The following is a 17,473-nucleotide window of genomic DNA, read 5'->3' on the forward strand; positions in this document are numbered from 1 at the left end:
CACTTCTGGGACCGAAGGTCTCCAATATGGAAGATGCAGGCGAGACGCCTGCGCTCCCAGGCGGGGGCGTCGGTCGCGCAAGGAGACAAGGCCCTCATGCCAAGACAATCGCCGGGTGGGCAAGCGAAAGCCATCATCGCGGGCGGCGCGTGGAGCCGTCCGTTCAGTGGTGCTCGGGATGGTCCGTTGCCGGTGTGTGGGCGTGGGTGAAACCCATTTGATGCATCCGGTTGTGCAGCCTTCTGTGGGCGCTTACCAGGGCCATGCGCATGCGCTTGAAAACCTTGTCGGCGGGGCGTGTTGCCAGCGTGTCGAGGTAGGCGAGGGCGCCCTCCACCTGCTCGAGAATCGTCACTGCGTCAGCGGCGGCGAAGAACTCGGTTCCGGCTACCTGCGCCATGACGGGGGAAGAATGGGCCGCGATGAACTCCGGCTTGCCGGGGTACTTGCCCCGGACGAGGACGGCGAGCCACGCGCTGCGGTCGACGGCCAACGGCCAGTGCCCTGACGCCCCGCTCCGGGAAACCGTCTTGCTCTCGCGAATGTCGCCATTTACCACAAGCTCGACGCGTGAGACCGGGGTCGTGAGGCTTGCGGTTTCCCACTCGACCGAGAGCGTGCCGCCCGTAGCGGGGAGGCGAAGCCATTCGCCCGCGGATTTCCCCTCCACGCTGAATTCGAGCAGCGGGCCGTAGGTTACGAAGGTGTGGCCCGAACGGACCGCCTGCATCCAGGCGTCGTAGGTGAAAGGCGTGTCCGGGGGGAGTTTCGCGTAGGTACGCACGGCGCCGACAGGCGTTGTGGCTTGCATCTTGTCGGTGCCGGCCACGGCGGGCACGAAATAGCCGCAGTTGAGGTAGCGGTACCAGTCCGACAGCGAGTAGGGATCGATGCCGCCGTACAGGTTGCTCCACGAGGTCATTTCCACGGCATCGATCTCGCCTTCGATAAGCGCTGCTGCATGTTCGGCGCGGGGATTGGGGAAATGGGGAAGCACGACGAGGCCGCCCTGGGCATGGCACTGGCGCGCCCACTCGAGGAGCAGCATGTCGACGGGATCTCCGAGGGCGGACTCATCGGGGCCGCCGCAGGTCATGGGGGCGATGAGGCGGCCTTGGTATCCGAGAAGCGAAATGTGCCCGAGAATGTGTTGACGGTTCTCCGACCCGACGCGCACCAGGTACTCGCCGTCGCCGCCGGCCTCGCGCGAACCGAAAATGGTATGGCCGTCGAAATCCCCCGCGTTGGTCATGAGTTCCCCCCACTGGCTCGCGAGGAGGTTCACGACATTCACGCCTTCGGCCGCGCCCTCGAGACGCGCCGTAGGCGGCGACAGAAAGTGCACGTGTGTGTCTGCGGTCACCCATCCCTTTTCGCGCCACGGGAGGGTCTGCTCGATGAGAATGGTGATGTCGCGTGTACGTTCGGTCACGCGATGGACTTTTCGCACCGGTCTGATCTCGAACCCTTTCGAGACCTCGGTGTACACGTTGCCCAAGGGCAAATCGATGGTGGCGTCGCCGTCGATGTACGTGCACCAGTGAATGCCCTGGTTCAGGAATTCGGGCGCGGAATCCTCGTACCATGCCGGATTCGGGACGCGGTGGCGGTCCACCGGGGCAAGGTACTCGCCCGCTTCACCGTGGACGTGCAGCTTCACGGGGAGGGGCTGTTTGCTGGTTCTATCGAGCACGCGCAACCGCACGCGCTGGTGCGAAGGCGCGATTGGCGTCAGGCTGTTGCCAAGGCCCTGTTTCACAAGCTTCTCGACCGGTATCCGCGAGCCGTCCCGCAAATGAAAACACGCTTCGGGATGGGCGGTGTATTCGACGAGCCATTCATGCTCCGAGACCTTCGGGAGCTGGTTATTGTATGTCTTCGCCCATTCCTTGTTGGGGTAGAGGGGGCGGGGCGTAACCGAGATGATCTGTCCGAGATCGAGTTGGATGTGCCTCAGGAGGCCCTTTTCATCAAGCGTTGCGTCGAAGACCGTATCCTTTGGCGCCTCGAGCACCGCCTTCTGCCGCCGCTCCCACCGGAACGGCATTGATGCGACGTCCCCCGCCGAGATGGCGGAGATGACAATGGGACCCCTTCGCGGCTCGAACCGGAGCGCCGTGATGGCTTTTTCGGGGTGGGGGTTCTGCCAGGCCCAGAGCCAGTTCGTCCACGACAGCATGTCGGGATTGTCGACGCGCGTCTGGCTCCGGCCCCAGCTCTGGATCAGTCCCGGCTGCTCGTGTCCGGGCGGGATGCTGTGTGGTTTGCGATGGCCTACGGCTTCGAAACAGGCCTGTCCCCATCCCCGCTCGAACGCCCCAATCTCGTGCTGGCGCCGGATCGGGCAGCGGACCTCGGTTCCGTCTTTGTAGACCATCACGTAGTCCGCCACGTGTTCGCGCAGGTGGGTATAGCCCTTGGCGGGGGACACGAACCCGTCCTGGTTCGGTTTGAGGGGGCTGGCATCAGTGGTGTGCATGAAGATGAGCCAGCGGGCGCGAAACGGCTCGAGCGCGGCCGTATACGAATCTTTCCCCAACAGCACGGGGCGGTCTATTTCAAAGGGAACGCCCCAGCTCGTGCACTTGCCCCGGGGCGCGTGCTCCACGCGCTCCCGGAAAGACTCGCCGCCCTTCGTCGCGCCCAGGGCTGCCCACGTTACGTTGCCGCGCAACCTCACCGGCCGAAACAACGGTGACGAGGGTCCATCGTGCACACCTGCCATGACACATCCTCCGCAGCGGTCTTGCGGCCGCGGGTCCTATTGCTGATGGAATGTCACGAAGCTTGCCGCATGTAGCCGGCGCTGATTTTCGCGCTGTCGAGGGAATCACCGGAGCAGGTGTCCTGCTCGACGATGAACCATTTTGCGCCCGCCGCCCTGCCTGCCTCGAAGACAGGCGGCCAGTCGATGATGCCCCGGCCGACTTCCGCGAAGGTGTGGGGCGTGCCGGCGGTCATATCCTTGATGTGCAGGAGAGGGCAGCGGCCCGCATACTGGTTGATAACGGACACCGGAACGAGACCGGCATCGGTCACCCAGTATGTATCGATCTGTGCCTGGAGATTCGCGGGGTCGGCGGCCGCCATCATCAGGTCATACGCGTATTCGCCGTCGAGCCGGATGAATTCGTGGGCATGGTTGTGGTAGCAGAGCTGGAGCCCCGCCTCGCGGAGTTTCGCGCCGCTCGCATCCAGGGCTTTGCCGGCGCCAATCCAATCCTGGCGCGTGCCGCCGCCCGCGAAGAAGATGCCCGTGGCGACATACGACACCCCGAGCGCTCTGGCGGTCTCGATGACGGTCTCGGGATGGTCGACCGCGTCCTGGTAGCCCACGTGGGCCGAAACGGGGGTCAATCCGGCGGATTTCATGAGCGCGCGCGCTTCGGCGGCGGTGTTCGCGCCGAACCCGGCCGTTTCCACGAAATCATAGCCAATGGCCTTCACTTGCTTGAGCGTCTTGAGAAAATCCTTGTCGAGATGGTCCCGCACGGTGTAAAGCTGCAATGCGTAAGGTATCGCCATGGTTACCGGTCCTTTCTGTGCACTGTTCGTGCAGGGCTCCAGCCTGCTCCATGATGTCCGCTCGATCAGCCCAGAACGCGCCCTTTGAGAAACTCATAGCTGATCCGGCAGCATTTGAACACGTCGATATCGCAACTATCCTGCTCGTAGACGAACCATTCGACTCCCGATTTCTTCCCTGCGGGGATGGCGGAATCCCAATCGAGCACGCCTTGGCCAAGGGGCACGAAATGGGGGCGTTTCTGGTCCTCGAGTCTTGTGAGGTCCTTGCAGTGGATGACCGGGCAGCGGCCCGCGTATTTCCTCAGGTAGGCAGACGGGTCCGCACCGCCCGCATAGACCCACCCCAGATCGAGCTCGGCGCAGAGGTTTTCCGGGCTGGTCTCCTCATAGAGGATGTCGAGCTTGCAGCGCGGGTCCCCCTCGAACTTCTCGAACTCAAACGCGTGGTTGTGGTACGAGAGGCGAATGCCTTCTTTGCGCAGTTTGGCCCCGAGAGTGTCCAGCCGTTTGCATCCGTTCAGCCATGCCTCGAGGGTATCTTTGCAGTCGGACATCATGCCGCCGGGGGCGATATCGGTAGTGCCGAGCGTCTTCCAGAAGCTGACCTGTCCCTCGAAATCCGTCTCGAAGGCAGCGGCGTCGATATGGCCGGCCACGGCGCGCAGGCCCGCTTTGTCGAGAGCCGCACGGGCTTCCTCGGCGGACACCGGCGGCATGCCGCTCCACTGTACATACTCCCAGCCGATGTCGCGCAGCCGCGACAAGGTCCCCACGAGATCTTTTTTCGCAGGCTCACGCACGGTGTACAGGATGATCGCGATGTTGGGCTTTCTCATATCGGCACTCCTTGGAAATTGGTGGAATGAAAGCATTTTCCACGGTCCGCCGGAACAAGTCAAACCAAAGCGCCCGGAAAATGTGCAGAAGAGACTCTTGGGGTTCCCGGCATCGCGCGTATTGACGAGTGTTTAGCACCGGTCTTATAATTGACTGAACGGTCGGTCAAAATAAACCGGAGCGGTTATGTCGCCCAAGATCGTTAACAAAGGACAGCGCCGGCGCGAGATTGCCGAGGCTGCCCTCGCGGTGCTGGCGGACAACGGGTTCGCGGAGGCGTCCATCAGCCGGGTGGCGAAGGCGGCGGGCATTGGCAAGGGCACGGTTTACGAGTATTTCGCGTCTAAAGACGAGCTGGTGTTTGCGTCCCTGGTCGCTTGGGCCGAGTCGATGGCTCTTGAACTGCCCCGCGGCGAACCGGCGGCAAATCCGGAAGAACGGCTTCGGGCCTTCGCTCGGAGCGGAATGGAGCTGTTTCTCAAAGACCCCCGGTCGTTGCGTATCTTCGTGGGTTTAGTGCAGCTTATGGTTACGGACCAGACGTTTTTCCGGCGGTTCCCGGTGGTGGAGGAGATGACTCGCCGGTACCGGGAAACGATCGTGGGGATTCTGCGCGACGGCGTGGTGCAGGGGCATTTTCGGGAGGAAGTGCTCGAGAACGCCGAGCAGATCGCCATCAACCTGTTGGCGTACTTCGACGGGATCGGCATGCACTACTACTTGAGCCGCAACTATTTCGACTTGATGGACCAGGTCGATTTCTACGTGGATCAGGTGCTCAAAGACCTCCGGAAACAGGATGAATAGACAGCGGTTTCGGGCGTAATAAACGAGAAGGCTTGGCTCGAGCGAGGGGTCCATGGCGGCAGAATCGGGAAACGGCACGATTTTCCGGGTCGAGAACCTCAAGAAAGACTACCCGATGGGCGAGGTAACGGTTCGCGCCTTGCGGGACGTCTCACTCGAGGTTTCGGCGGGCGAGTTTCTGGTGATCCTGGGACCCAGCGGCTCGGGCAAGAGCACGTTGCTCAACATCATCGGCGGCATCGACAGCCCCACGGCTGGGCGGGTGTTTTTCAAGGACGAGGAGCTCACCGGGTACTCCGAGCCGGAACTTACACGGTACCGGCGCCGGCACATCGGCTTTGTGTTCCAGTTCTATAATCTGATGCCCAATCTGACGGCCCTGGAAAACATCGAGATGGCCACCGAGATCTCCGCGAACCCCATGGTTCCGCGGGAGGCGTTGCGCCTGGTGGGTCTGGACGACCGCCGGGACCACTTTCCCTCGCAGTTGTCGGGCGGCGAACAACAGCGCGTGGCGATTGCGCGCGCGGTAGCCAAGCAGCCGGAGATTCTGCTGTGCGACGAGCCGACCGGAGCGCTGGATTTCCAAACCGGCAAGGTGGTGCTCGAGATGCTCCAGCACATCAACGACGAGACCGGCACGACCGTGATCGTCATTACGCACAACGCGGCGATCGGGAAAATGGCGCACCGGGTTGTCCGCATGATGGACGGTCACGTGCGCGAGATCATCGAGAACGCAGAACGGCTCGAGCCCAGCCAACTCGAGTGGTGACGCAGAGTGAACATCCTGCACAAGAAACTGTTTCGTTACCTGCGCATCAACTGGGGACAGGCCCTGGCGATCACGGCTGTGATCACCTGCGGCACGGCCACGTATATCAGCCTCGCCTCGGCCCACCGCAACCTTGAGCTTACCCGCGATACATACTACGAAGAATACCGGCTAGCCGATTTCTTCATCATGTTCGAACAGGCGCCGATGACGGCCGTCTTCAAGATCAAGGCCCTCGAAAGCGTCCATGAAGCCCGCGGCCGCATCGTCAAAGACGTCGGCCTCGACGTCCCCGGACAAGAAGAGCCTCGCGCGGGCCGGATCGTCTCGATGCCGGACAGCCCGGGGCCGGTGCTCAACGACATCGCGCTGGTGTCGGGCCGCTATTTTGATAAGAGCGCGATGAACGAGGTGATCCTGAGCGAGAACTTCGCGAAAGCCAACGACCTCGCGCTGGGCGATTCCGTCAAGGCCACCATTGAGGATCGCAAGCATACCCTGCGCATCGTCGGCATGGCGTTGTCGCCCGAGTACGTGATCATGATCCGCAACGGCCAGGACCTCGTGCCGAGCCCCGAAAAGTTCGGCATCCTGTGGGTGTCGCAGAGCTTTGCGGAAAGCGCGTTCGCCATGAACGAAGCCTGCAACGAGATCGTGGGGACAGTGGACGGGACGCTCCCGCTCAAGACGCTGCTCGACCAGGCAGAGGATGTGCTCGACCCCTATGGCGTCTACGCTAAACTCGAACGCAACGACCAGATATCGGCCCGGTTCCTTGCGGACGAGATAGCGGGCCTCGCGGTGTCGGCCAAGATCACGCCCGCCATCTTCTTGGGTATTGCGTCGCTGATCCTGCTGGTCCTGCTGAACCGTATGGTGCGCAACGAGCGCACCGAGATCGGCCTCCTGAAAGCGTATGGTTACTCGACGTGGGACGTGTCGGGCTACTACATCAAGTTTGCGGTGCTCCTGGCCCTGTTCGGCTGTCTCGGGGGCGCCTTCGCGGGGCAGTGGCTTGCCAACGCAATGGTCAAGATGTACGTGCGGTTCTACACGTTTCCCCTGTTTCGGGCGCGCGCGTACCCCGACATTCTGGCACGCTCGCTGGGTATCAGCCTCGCTTTTGCGCTTGCCGGCGCCCTTTCGGCGGCGCGCCAGGCGGCCCGTATACAGCCCGCCCAGGCCATGCGCATCGAGCCGCCCAAGTACGGCGGCCGGACAGTCTTCGAACGGATCCAGGCGGTCTGGAAACGGCTGTCGTTCACGTGGAAGATGATCGTGCGCAACGTGTCGCGCTATCGCGTGCGGGCCGGGATCTCGATCTTCGGAGTCATGGTTTCCGCCGGGATCATGGTGGTCGGATTCTTTACCATGGATGCAATGGAATTCATGATCAACTTCCAGTTCACCGAAACCCAGCGCGAGGACGTCCGCGTCTCCCTCCAGAAGGAAATGGATGAGGACGCTCTCCGCGACCTGATGCGCTACGGCGAGGTCCGGGCCGCCGAGCCCATGCTGCAATACCCGTTCCGCATCAAGACGGCGTGGCGCGAGAAAGAACTCGCCGTGCTCGGGATACCCGAAGGTTCGCAATTGCACCGGCTCCTGGATCTCGAGGGGCGGCCGGTCAGCGTGGGTTCGAGCGGGCTCGTGCTGTCCGAGCGGCTAGCCGAAGAGTTGAATGCGGGCCCGGGCGACGTGCTGGTACTCGAGCCGTTGCGCGGGTTGATCGAGGACGAACGCGAGGTGACCGTGCGGCAGGTGGTGTCCCAGTATCTGGGAACCTCGGCGTACATGAACATCAACGCGTTGAGCCGCTTGCTGGACGAATCGTTCGCCTTGAATACCGCCCTGCTGAAGACACACGAGGGCGAAGCGCATAACTTATCAAAGGCCCTCAAGGACATTCGGGGGATCGCGGCCGTCGAGTTGAAGGAAGACATGCTCGCCAACATCACGCGGGAACTGCGGGATTCGATGGCGATCAGCAACACCGTCCTGCTGATATTCTCGGGGATCATAGCCTTTGCAATCATTTACAACGCGACGATAGTGTCCCTCGAGGAACGCAAACGGGAACTCGCCTCGCTGCGGGTAATGGGATTCTCGACCGGGGAGGTCGGCGCCATCGTGTACAAGGAGAATTTCATGTTGTCGGCCGTGGGATTGATTCTCGGCCTGCCGTTCGGGATGGCGCTGTGCCGGCTGCTTGTTTACGCGTATGACACGGAGCTGTACCGTTTGCCATTTTACATCGAGCCTTCCACTTTTGTATGGACCTGCGCGATGACGGTCGTATTCGTGAGCCTGGCCAATCTTGCGGCGCGGCGGCGGGTCCTGCGGCTTGACATGGTTGAAGTCCTTAAGTCCCGGGAATAGGAGGAGGAGTCTTGAACCGCAAGCGCCTCATCATCGGAGCCGTGGTGGCCGTTGTGGCGGCTATTGCAGGATACTTGTCGTTACGCGGTCCGGTATTGCCGGTTGCAGTGACCGGCGCGGTGCGGCGCGACGTCAGCGAGTACGTGGCCGAGGATGCCAAGACGCGCCTCCACGACGAATACGTCATCGATATGCCCGTCTCGGGCACGGTCGAACGCATTGCGCTGGACGTAGGCGACGAAATCAAGGAGGGGGATGTGCTGGCCCGGGTTGACCCGTACGACCTCGAACGCCAGATTGAAGCAACCGAAGCGCTTGTCGAACAGGCCCGGGCCCGGATCACGGGCGTCGACGTGTCTAAACCGAAGGACGAACAATTGAAATCGGCCGAGGTGAGAGTAGCGGAAGGCCGGGACGCCGCGGCGATAGCGCGAAAGGAACTCGAGGCTGCCCAGATCAATCTGGCCACGGCTGAACAGAATTACAACCGCATCAGCGCGTTGTACAAACAGGGCGTGGCCAGCGAGGCGGACTACGACGAGGCCGAGCGCAAGTACAGAACGTTGAAGGAGGACTTCGAGCGCATGAAACTCGCGGAGCGCGTCGCGCAGAAGAATCTCGAACGGGCTGAACTTTCCCAGCGCGAGCTGGCCGGTTCGATTGACGACAACGAATACATGCGCGAGGTGTATCAAGCGGAGATTCAGCGTCTCGATTCGGAACTGAGCATTCTGCGCGATGATCTCGGCAAGACCGAGATCAAGGCGCCAGTTGGCAGCGTCCTCCTCGAGAAGTACATCGAGGATACGCGGGTGCTCCCGGCGGGCAGCCCCTTGGTGCGGCTCGGCGATTTGGCCACCATCGAGATCGAGAGCGACATCTTGTCCGAGGAAGTGACGCGCATCTCGGTCGGGGATCCGGTCGAGATCGGCGGAAAAGCACTGGGCGGGCGGACGATAATGGGAAAGGTCACCCGCATCTATCCCTCGGGATTCAAGAAGATTTCTGCTCTCGGCATCGAACAGCAGCGCGTAAAGATCCTGATTGGGTTTGACAACGGCGAAGCGCACCTGCGTCCCGGAACCAGTGTCGATATACGCGTGATCACGGAACTCCACGAAGGCGTGACCGCCGTGCCCGAACGCGCCACCTTCAAGCGTGACGGCGGCTGGGCGGTCTTCAAGGTAAACGGCGGCAAAGCCAGACTGGTTCCGGTGACCATCGGCCTCAAGAACGACGAATGGGCTGAAATCACGGAAGGCGTGGAACCCGGCGACATCATCATCACCGAGCGCAAGAACGAACTCGAAGACGGCGTCCGCATCGCCCCCATGCCGTTGAACGGAAGCGGGGGATAGAAAGGGGCGGCCGGGACATCCGCGACCGGCATCTGTCCCGCTGTGGCATGGTCTCTGGGCCGTGCCGTTTCCGCGGCCGCGCCGGGCCGATCACTCGAACTTCGCATTCCCCGGGTGTATGATGCACCTCTCGCAGCGGGTCGTAATGTCACAGGGGAGAAAGCACATGATGCAGGCGAAGCAGTCCGTGTTGAAGACGTTGTTTGCGGTTGCGGCAATCTGGGGTTCGGGTGTTGGCGCGTACGCACAGGCAACGCCCGAATCCGCCGCGGCGATCGTGTTCGAGAACGAGAGTTTCCGGTACGAGATCGCCTCGGACGGCCGTAATCTGGCGTTTATCGACAAGGCGTCGGGGACAAACTACTTGAAAGACGCCGAGCCCCGCCGTGCCGCCAACGTGCAGATCGCGGGAGCCGCGGTGGAAGTTTCCCGCGCCGTTTTCGGTGACGGGATGCTCACGCTTGGCTTCGGAGACAGCGGTGTGGAAGCGGGGGTGCGCGTTGCGATGCACGCGCGCCACATGCTCATGGAAGTGGCTTCGTTAAAGGGCGAAGGCGTCGAGCAGCTTACGTTTCTCAACGTGCCGCTTGCGCTGGAGGGCTCATTGACGGAGCCTTTTGCCTGCTGTGTGCTGGCGCTGAACCTTCAGACCAATGTGCCCGAGATTCCGGGGCCCAACAACCTTCTTCGAGCGATGTGCTATCCACGGTTCGGCATCGAGGGCGCCCAAATCGCGGTTATCGGTTGTTCTCAAGCCCAATTGCGCGACGTGATGAAGACGGTCGTGAGCGCGGCGAAAGATATTCCACGCTCTGACATTGGCGGGCCGTGGGCGCTTGATGGCGAGATCAACCGCGGGTCGTACCTGTTCGACTTCGGGCAGTGTACCGAGGGAACGGTGGACGAGTGGGTCGCCGTGGTCAAACGGCTCGGCCTGAACCAGGTGGACTTTCATACCGGCGGCTCTCTGCGGTTCGGCGATTGCCGGCCCAATCCCGCCCTGTTCCCGAACGGCCGCGCGAGCGTGAAAGCGGTCATCGACAAGCTGCATGCGGGAGGCATCGCTGCGGGACTGCACACGTACGCGTTCTTCATTGCCAAGGACGCGCCGTATGTCACCCCGGTTCCCGATCCGCGGCTGGGGAAAGACGCGACGTTTACCCTCTCCGAAGCGTTGGCGGCGGATGCGGTGTCGGTGCCGGTCGAAGAATCGACCGAAGAGATGTCTACCACGACAGGGTTTATCGTGCGCAACAGCGTGACCATTCAGGTCGGCAATGAGTTGATTGTGTACGCGGGCGTGTCGAAAGAGCCGCCCTATGCGTTCACGCAATGCACGCGCGGGGCTTATGGAACAGCGGCGGCCGCACACGACAAGGGCGCCAAGGTGCACCATCTGCTCGAGTGCTTCGGGCTGTTCGCGCCGGACCCCGATTCGACGCTGCTCGCGGAAGTGGCCGGCCACACGGCGGACACGTTTAACGAGTGCGGGTTCGACATGATCTACCTGGATGCGCTGGATGGGGAAGACGTGCTGGCGGGGCGCGAGAACGCCTGGCACTACGGTTCGAAGTTCGCGTTCGAGATCGCAAACCGCCTCAACAAGCCCGCCTTGTTCGAGATGAGCACGTTTCATCATCACCTCTGGTATATTCGCGCGCGCATGGGCGCGTGGGACCATCCGAACCGGTCGCACAAGGAGTTCATCGACATCCACGCCGCGGGCAACCTTTCGGGCGGAAAGACGTTCCTTCCCATGAACCTCGGCTGGTGGGCGGTGAAAGTCTGGGCGGGCCCCCAAAGCGAACCGACCTTTCCCGACGACATCGAGTACCTGTTGGCCAAATGCATCGGCACGGATGCGGGGCTCAGTCTGATGGGGGTAAATCCCGGCAACATAGACACGATCCCCGCGTATCAGCGGCTCGCGCCCATTTTCCAACGCTACGAGGGCCTGCGCCACGCGGGATATTTCCCGCAAGAGGTGAAAGACCAGCTCAAACAGCCCGGGGCGGAGTTCACCCTGCGCGAGAACGCCGAAGGCAAACCCTATTTCCAGCACGTGAACTACGCGAAACACAAAGTCTGCGATACCCAGGGCATCACGAACGTGTGGACCAGCACAAATCCCTTCGGGGAGCAGCCGCTTGCGTTGCGTATCGAGGCGCTGATGTCGGCCGCGCCCTACGACGCGCCCGAGGCCGTTGTGCTCGAGGATTTCGCGAGCCCGTCTGAGACATTTACGGATTTCCAGGCAAAGCAGGGCGTCGAAGGAACGCTTGGGCGCACAACCGAACAAGTGAAGGCCAGCGAGGCCAGCGGCGTGTTCACGGCGACGAGCTCCCTCGCGGCGCCAAACGGCTCGTGGCTCAAGTACGGGAAGACCTGGTCGCCCGTGCTCAACATCGCCCAGCAGCAAGGTTTGGGCGTGTGGGTTCATGGAGACGGCCAGGGTCAATTGCTGAACATCCAGATGAAAAGCCCCTTTCATATCACCGGCGGAATCGGCGACCATTACGTGCGGGTGGACTTCACCGGCTGGCGGTATTTCGAGCTGATCGAGCCCGAAGGCGGCACTATCGACGACTGGGGATGGCCCTATGGCGGCGCGTACGGCATCTACCGCGAAGACGTCAGTTATGCCAGCATCGAGTCGCTGTCGCTGTGGTATAACAATTTGCCTGTGGGGAAACCGGTCACGTGCTATCTCAGCCCGATCAAGGCGTTGCCACTCGTCAACATCACGCTCAAGAATCCGTCGGTTACGGTTGGGGGCAATACGATCACGTTTCCGGCCGAAATACCAACGGGGGCCTATCTCGAATTCCACGGGATGAACGACTGCAAGCTGTACGGCCCGAATGGCGAGTTCCTCGCGGATGTGACGCCGGCAGGGACAATCCCGGTGCTGGCAGCCGGCGCAAACCAGGTCAGCTTCGGGTGCGAGGGACCGGCCGCGCCGAATCCCCGCGCCCGGGTAACGCTTATTACGCTTGGCGAGCCCATCTGACGGGTCGTAAACAGCAAAGGATCGCCACCGGCCGCGGCCACGGCGCTGTGGGGGCTCAGGAACGGTTCCGGCTCGCTCTTGCAGCGGTCTTTCCCGGAAGTTCCGCCCGCCGATGTTGTCTCGCAACGAGGCAACCTCGTAGAATCAGGCCGATGTTCGTGGTGGATGTGCCGCCGGGGGCTTGTGAACCTCATGCAACCCCATGCGTAGTAGGGAATGAACGAAACACACGAACAACCGACCGATGAAACGCTGGCTGAGCGTGCGCGCGACGGGGATACCCGTGCGTTCGAGATGCTCGTCAAACGATACCAGCAGCCGTTGTTCAACTACATCCGCCGGATGATCGGCAACGCATCGGACGCGGAGGACCTGTTCCAGGACACGTTCATGAAGGTTTACAGCCATCTCGAGCGGTTTCGGCCCGAAGGAAGCTTTCGCGGCTGGCTCTACCGCATCGCCACCAACACCTGCCGCGATGCTCTGCGCCGCCGGAAACTGCGCCGGGCATTCTCGTTGGACACCGGCCTGGGTCCCGGCGACGCGCCACCTGGCGAACGGTATGCGTCCGGCGCTCCCAATCCAGCGGAGAAGGCCGCGGAGGCCGAACTGGCAGGACGGTTGGCAGCGGCGGTTCAGTCGCTATCCATCAAGCACCGGTCCGTGTTCCTCATGGCCCGCTACGAGGGCATGAGCTACGAGGAGATTTCGCAAAGCCTGGGAATCCCCGTGGGCACCGTGAAATCACGCATGAACACGGCGGTGAACGCGTTAATGGACGCGCTGGAGGAACTGTCATGAGCGATTCCATGCGCGAAAACAGGGGCATCCGTGGACAGCTTCGCGCCTATCTGCTCGATACCCTTCCGGAGACGGAGCGCGCCGAACTCGAGTCGCGTCTTGCCGGTTCCGAAGACCTCCGTACGCAGTTGGAGGCCGAACGGGCCGCTCTGGCGAAGCTGGGCGCGCTGCAGGAGGTCCAGCCCGGCCACGACCTCGCAGCGCAGGTGATGGGCGAGATTCACGACCGGGAAGCGAAGAAGCGTCTCAAGGGTCCGATGTGGCGGCGCCGCCTCCTGCAGAGTGTAGCGGTGCTGGCGATAGTTCTGACCGTTTCCGTCGTATTCCTGCACGTTCTTGAGCGGCCTCGGGAGGCCTCACGGCTCGCATCGTCGGCCAACAATCTGAAACAGATAGGCCTGATCATGAAGATGTATGCCAACGAGAGCAAAGGGGAGTTCTTTCCGCCGCTCGCCCCGCAGGAAGGCGTCTGGGGAATCGACGTGAGCGTTCTCTACCCGCAGTACCTCACCGACCCGCAGATCCTTATTGCCCCCCAACATCCCCGCGCCGCCCAGCTGCGCGAGGAAATGGATGCGGCCATGAACGCGGCGCCGATCGACTGGGCGGCTGTCAACCGTCTTGCCGCCGAGAGCTACACCTACATCGGGTGGGCCGCCACGAACACCGAGGAACTAGCGCGATTGAAAGAGGCCCGGCCACAGTCCTTCGCGGGGCGCATGCAACTGGCCCAGAGTTTCGAGGCAGATACCCGGATTTACCGGCTGCGCGAGGGCATCGAGCGGTTCTTCATCACCGACCTCAACAATCCGGCGGCGTCCGCAGGCGCCCAGTCCGAAATCCCGGTCATGTTCGAGACATATCCGAGCCGTCCCCGCGGCAGAAACGTCTTGTACATGGACGGACATGTTCAATTCGTGCGGTACGGAGAGGCCTTCCCCGTGACCGACGAAACCGATAGAATCCTCGGCATCGAACCCGCCCGCTGACCGTGCGCGACCGGCAATCGCGCTACGGATTGTCAATGGCACACACCACGCGGAAGCCCACGTCGTGGACAGCTTGAGAAGCCGCGTAGTGCAGGCGAAACGAGCCTCGCGCACGCCGCGGACGGTCCATCCACGAGCCGCCGCGGACCACTTTTCGCGCTTCGTCAGAGGATGGGGCCCGGGACACACTCGTCTCGTCCCCACGCGGCACGCCCGCCCGGGCCGATTCCTTCGCCATTTGATCGGCTGTGCTGTCCGGCGGGGCTGCTTCCGGCGTCCCATTGGGATAGGGCTGGTAGTCTGAGAAAGTCCATTCCGCGGCGTTGCCGTGCATGTCGAAGAGTCCCCAGGGATTGGGCGCGAAGGCGCCCACGCGTGCGGAGACGCGCCATCCGTCGTTGAACCGCGTGTCAGCGGGACGCCAGGGAGGCACGGCGCGGGGGGAGTGGGGATAATACACGGTGTAATGGGTGGCATCAGAGAGGTTGGCGGCGCGGCCGAAATCGTCGTCGAGCCCGCCGTACCACAAGGGCGTGTTGGTTCCGGCGCGGCAGGCGTATTCCCATTGCGCTTCGGTGGGCAAGCCGAACCGCCGGCCGGTTGTTGCCGAGAGCCACTCGCAGAAAGCCATGGCGCGTTCCCAGGAGACGCGGACGGCGGGCTGTTCGGGGCGGTTGAGGCGGAACCCGCGTTCGTCGTCGCCGAACTGGTAGGCCTCGCCGGTCTCGAGGCCGCTGTCGTGGGCGGGGTCGAAACAGGCGTATTGCCGGTTTGTTACCTCGAACCGCCCTATCAGAAACGCGTTTTCAATTGTTTCGGAGTGTGCGGGGCGTTCGTTGGGATAGCCCTCGTCCGACCCCATGGTAAACTGTCCTGGCTCGATACGGACAAGTTCAATCGCGACGCCGTCACCGATGTTGACCGTCACGACAGCGCGTTCGGCGTCCGCGGGCTGGACCTGGGCGCCGCCGGGCGTTGCGGGCCCGCCCGTGCCGGCAAACAGGGGTTGTTCGGGAAACGCGGGAGGCGTCTTGGGCCCTTGAAGAGTCGCCGCCGGACAGATTGCCTCAGGATCTTCGTCGATGCCCGCGTAGCGCCGGTGAAGTTCGCGTCTGCGCTCGGCGCCCTGTAAGGCAGCTGCCTGTTTGGCGGGGTCGTATGCGACAAGTTCCTTCCAGGTTCCGTGGAACGGTGCATTGAGGTCGATCCAGGTGAGCAGCCGGTCCCAGGCTTCGGGGCTCAAGCGCACACCGTAATGGTCGTCACGCAGGATCTGAACCAGCCTGCTGGTGTCGGCATGGAATTCGCGCGGCGGAAGCATGTGGGCGTCGCTCTCGAGGGTCGGTGTATGCACCCACCGGCGAAGCTGCATGTACGACGGCGAAAAGTGCATCTGGAAATCCGACGGGACCTTCTCAACGGGCCTTGCGGTGAGATCGAAGGCTGAACCGGCTTGGCCGTTGTGGCAACTCACGCAGAATGCATCGAGGACGGGTTGAACCTCACGCTCGAAGGAGAAGTTCCGCGGGGGCCCGTACCACGGCGCGATGGACGAGGGCGCGCGGCGCGCGGCCAGCGGCATCGAGTCCGCGGGCACGGTCATGTTTTGCTTCTCATGGCACCCCACGCACGACAACACTTCGCCGGGCGCGGCGGTGAACCAGCTTCGCATGAGGGCCAGGGCCTTGCCTTCGGTATCCAGCGGCTGCACGCATATCGGGGTACAGGCGGGCGCCTCGAAGCAGGCCGAACCGTCGGCTTCAACCGGCACGACGCCCAGGATGCGCCGTATGTCCCACGGGCCGTCGAGGCCGACGCGGTCGGGTTCGCCGCCGAACCCGTGAAATGTGAAATCGTAGCTGGCTACCCGCAACGCCTTGACCGTGCCCCGCGGCACGCCTTCAAGCCCGGGACCCCTGTAGACATCCGCCAGCAGAACGGTGGCGGTTGTCTTGGCGGGATCGGCCACATCGGGTACGACGGGTGGCCGCCGCGTCTTGCGCCAGGGGACTGGTTCGAGCATGGCCCAGCCGGCTTCCTCGTGGAGCAGGACGAAGTTGTCGAAGATGTCGGCGAGATATATGCCCCAGAGGCCCGTCGTTGACGGTTTACAGGAGACAATGAAGTACTTTTCGCTGAGCGGATACGGGTGCAGAAAGCGGGGCCAGCTCGAGCCGATCAGGCCGTCGAGGATAACCGGCTCGACCTTTTTGCCGTAGCCGGGAATCCGCTGAACGGCGCCGTCCGCTTCGTGGCGTCCGAGGGCCGGATCCAGAATGACGAGCTCCCCTTGCCGCGGCGCGTCATGGTGGCCGCCGATAACGGCCACGACCTTCGTGGGATGGTCCGGGACTGCGCGCGCAAAGAACATGGCCGTGGGCCAGAACGAGTTGCTTCCGTAATACTCCGTCTGCTGGCTGCCGTCAGGGTTGGCATGAAACAGAATCCGCGTGAACGTGTGCGCGATGTCGGCGTACTCCCATCGCTGGTAGAGGATACGCCCGTTGTTGAGCACCGCCGGGCACCAGTTGTGGTCTTGATCGTTGGTGAGCCGCCGGATTTGCCCGTCGTGGCCGCGCAGGTACAGATTAGTCACCTTCGAGTGGCCGCCCACGCACGGCACGCCGGTAAACGGCGCGGTCGAACAGAAGACGATGCGCTCGTCAGGCAGGTAACACGCGTCGTAGTTGTGGACGTCCGGCTCGTCGATGAGGGGCAGCCGGGTGAGCGTCCGGGCCGTCAAATCCAATTCGGCGACGCCCCAGCGGCCCTCGTTGTTCGGTGTTGACATCAACATCCGCTCGGCGTCGTAGTGCAAATCGAGGTCGCCGATGAACGCGTCCCCCTCAGGCGTGAACACGGTCTCGATTGCGCCGCCCGGCGCGGGCGGCGTCAAGCTAATGAGGGTGTTTTCGTAGCCCGTGGGCGGCAGGTCTGAATTGCTGTTGAAGTTGAGCGGCAATCCGAGCTGGCCGGCCCGGCGGCGGAG

Annotated in this window: 11 protein-coding genes; 7 read left to right on the plus strand and 4 right to left on the minus strand. The window is 62.7% G+C overall.

Going from position 1 to position 17,473, the window contains the following annotated elements:
• Positions 1-163 precede the first annotated feature (163 nt).
• From PLJ71_19845 to PLJ71_19855, 3 genes are all read right to left on the minus strand, one after another.
• Complete coding sequence (locus tag PLJ71_19845) at positions 164-2,725, minus strand: CehA/McbA family metallohydrolase (protein ID HQM50946.1); 2,562 nt, start codon at positions 2,723-2,725, stop codon at positions 164-166.
• Positions 2,726-2,778: 53 nt separating this feature from the next.
• Positions 2,779-3,525: a sugar phosphate isomerase/epimerase gene (locus PLJ71_19850; protein HQM50947.1), complete on the minus strand. Its 747-nt coding sequence runs from the start codon at positions 3,523-3,525 to the stop codon at positions 2,779-2,781.
• Between the two features lie 65 nt (positions 3,526-3,590).
• On the minus strand, positions 3,591-4,364 hold the full coding sequence (locus tag PLJ71_19855) for a sugar phosphate isomerase/epimerase (GenBank protein ID HQM50948.1): 774 nt from the start codon (positions 4,362-4,364) through the stop codon (positions 3,591-3,593).
• A gap of 187 nt (positions 4,365-4,551) precedes the next feature.
• On the opposite strand from PLJ71_19855, the gene PLJ71_19860 reads away from it, so the two are divergent.
• From PLJ71_19860 to PLJ71_19890, 7 genes are all read left to right on the plus strand, one after another.
• Positions 4,552-5,172 carry a TetR/AcrR family transcriptional regulator gene (locus tag PLJ71_19860; protein HQM50949.1) on the plus strand — a complete coding sequence of 207 codons (621 nt, stop codon included), beginning with the start codon at positions 4,552-4,554 and terminating at the stop codon, positions 5,170-5,172.
• Positions 5,173-5,224: 52 nt separating this feature from the next.
• The gene (locus tag PLJ71_19865) at positions 5,225-5,947 is read left to right on the plus strand and encodes an ABC transporter ATP-binding protein (GenBank protein ID HQM50950.1); all 723 of its coding nucleotides are present in this window, start codon (positions 5,225-5,227) and stop codon (positions 5,945-5,947) included.
• Between the two features lie 6 nt (positions 5,948-5,953).
• Positions 5,954-8,326 (plus strand): FtsX-like permease family protein, encoded by a 2,373-nt coding sequence (locus tag PLJ71_19870; GenBank protein HQM50951.1) that lies wholly within the window; start codon positions 5,954-5,956, stop codon positions 8,324-8,326.
• Between the two features lie 11 nt (positions 8,327-8,337).
• Complete coding sequence (locus PLJ71_19875; GenBank protein HQM50952.1) at positions 8,338-9,684, plus strand: efflux RND transporter periplasmic adaptor subunit; 1,347 nt, start codon at positions 8,338-8,340, stop codon at positions 9,682-9,684.
• Positions 9,685-9,850: 166 nt separating this feature from the next.
• Positions 9,851-12,694, plus strand: coding sequence for a hypothetical protein (locus tag PLJ71_19880; protein ID HQM50953.1), 2,844 nt, complete (start codon positions 9,851-9,853; stop codon positions 12,692-12,694).
• Between the two features lie 216 nt (positions 12,695-12,910).
• A complete protein-coding gene (locus PLJ71_19885) occupies positions 12,911-13,495 on the plus strand; it encodes a sigma-70 family RNA polymerase sigma factor (protein HQM50954.1) in 585 nt (194 codons plus the stop codon).
• Entirely contained in the window at positions 13,492-14,484 is a 993-nt protein-coding gene (locus tag PLJ71_19890; GenBank protein ID HQM50955.1) for a hypothetical protein, read from the plus strand. The genes PLJ71_19885 and PLJ71_19890 overlap by 4 nt, the downstream gene beginning before the upstream one ends.
• A gap of 22 nt (positions 14,485-14,506) precedes the next feature.
• Here PLJ71_19890 and PLJ71_19895 read toward each other — a convergent pair.
• Positions 14,507-17,473: SUMF1/EgtB/PvdO family nonheme iron enzyme (locus tag PLJ71_19895; GenBank protein ID HQM50956.1), on the minus strand; the 2,967-nt coding region annotated here is incomplete at its 5' end.

It is taken from the genome of Candidatus Hydrogenedentota bacterium (assembly GCA_035416745.1).
Lineage (GTDB): Bacteria > Hydrogenedentota > Hydrogenedentia > Hydrogenedentales > SLHB01 > UBA2224.

What these genes read in the sequence shown, in the direction of transcription:
- PLJ71_19865 (HQM50950.1), top strand. Translation starts at nt 5,225, where the DNA reads ATGGCGGCAGAATCGGGAAACGGCACGATTTTCCGGGTCGAGAACCTC.
- PLJ71_19845 (HQM50946.1), bottom strand. Translation starts at nt 2,725, where the DNA reads ATGGCAGGTGTGCACGATGGACCCTCGTCACCGTTGTTTCGGCCGGTG.
- PLJ71_19855 (HQM50948.1), bottom strand. Translation starts at nt 4,364, where the DNA reads ATGAGAAAGCCCAACATCGCGATCATCCTGTACACCGTGCGTGAGCCT.
- PLJ71_19860 (HQM50949.1), top strand. Translation starts at nt 4,552, where the DNA reads ATGTCGCCCAAGATCGTTAACAAAGGACAGCGCCGGCGCGAGATTGCC.
- PLJ71_19850 (HQM50947.1), bottom strand. Translation starts at nt 3,525, where the DNA reads ATGGCGATACCTTACGCATTGCAGCTTTACACCGTGCGGGACCATCTC.
- PLJ71_19890 (HQM50955.1), top strand. Translation starts at nt 13,492, where the DNA reads ATGAGCGATTCCATGCGCGAAAACAGGGGCATCCGTGGACAGCTTCGC.
- PLJ71_19885 (HQM50954.1), top strand. Translation starts at nt 12,911, where the DNA reads ATGAACGAAACACACGAACAACCGACCGATGAAACGCTGGCTGAGCGT.
- PLJ71_19880 (HQM50953.1), top strand. Translation starts at nt 9,851, where the DNA reads ATGATGCAGGCGAAGCAGTCCGTGTTGAAGACGTTGTTTGCGGTTGCG.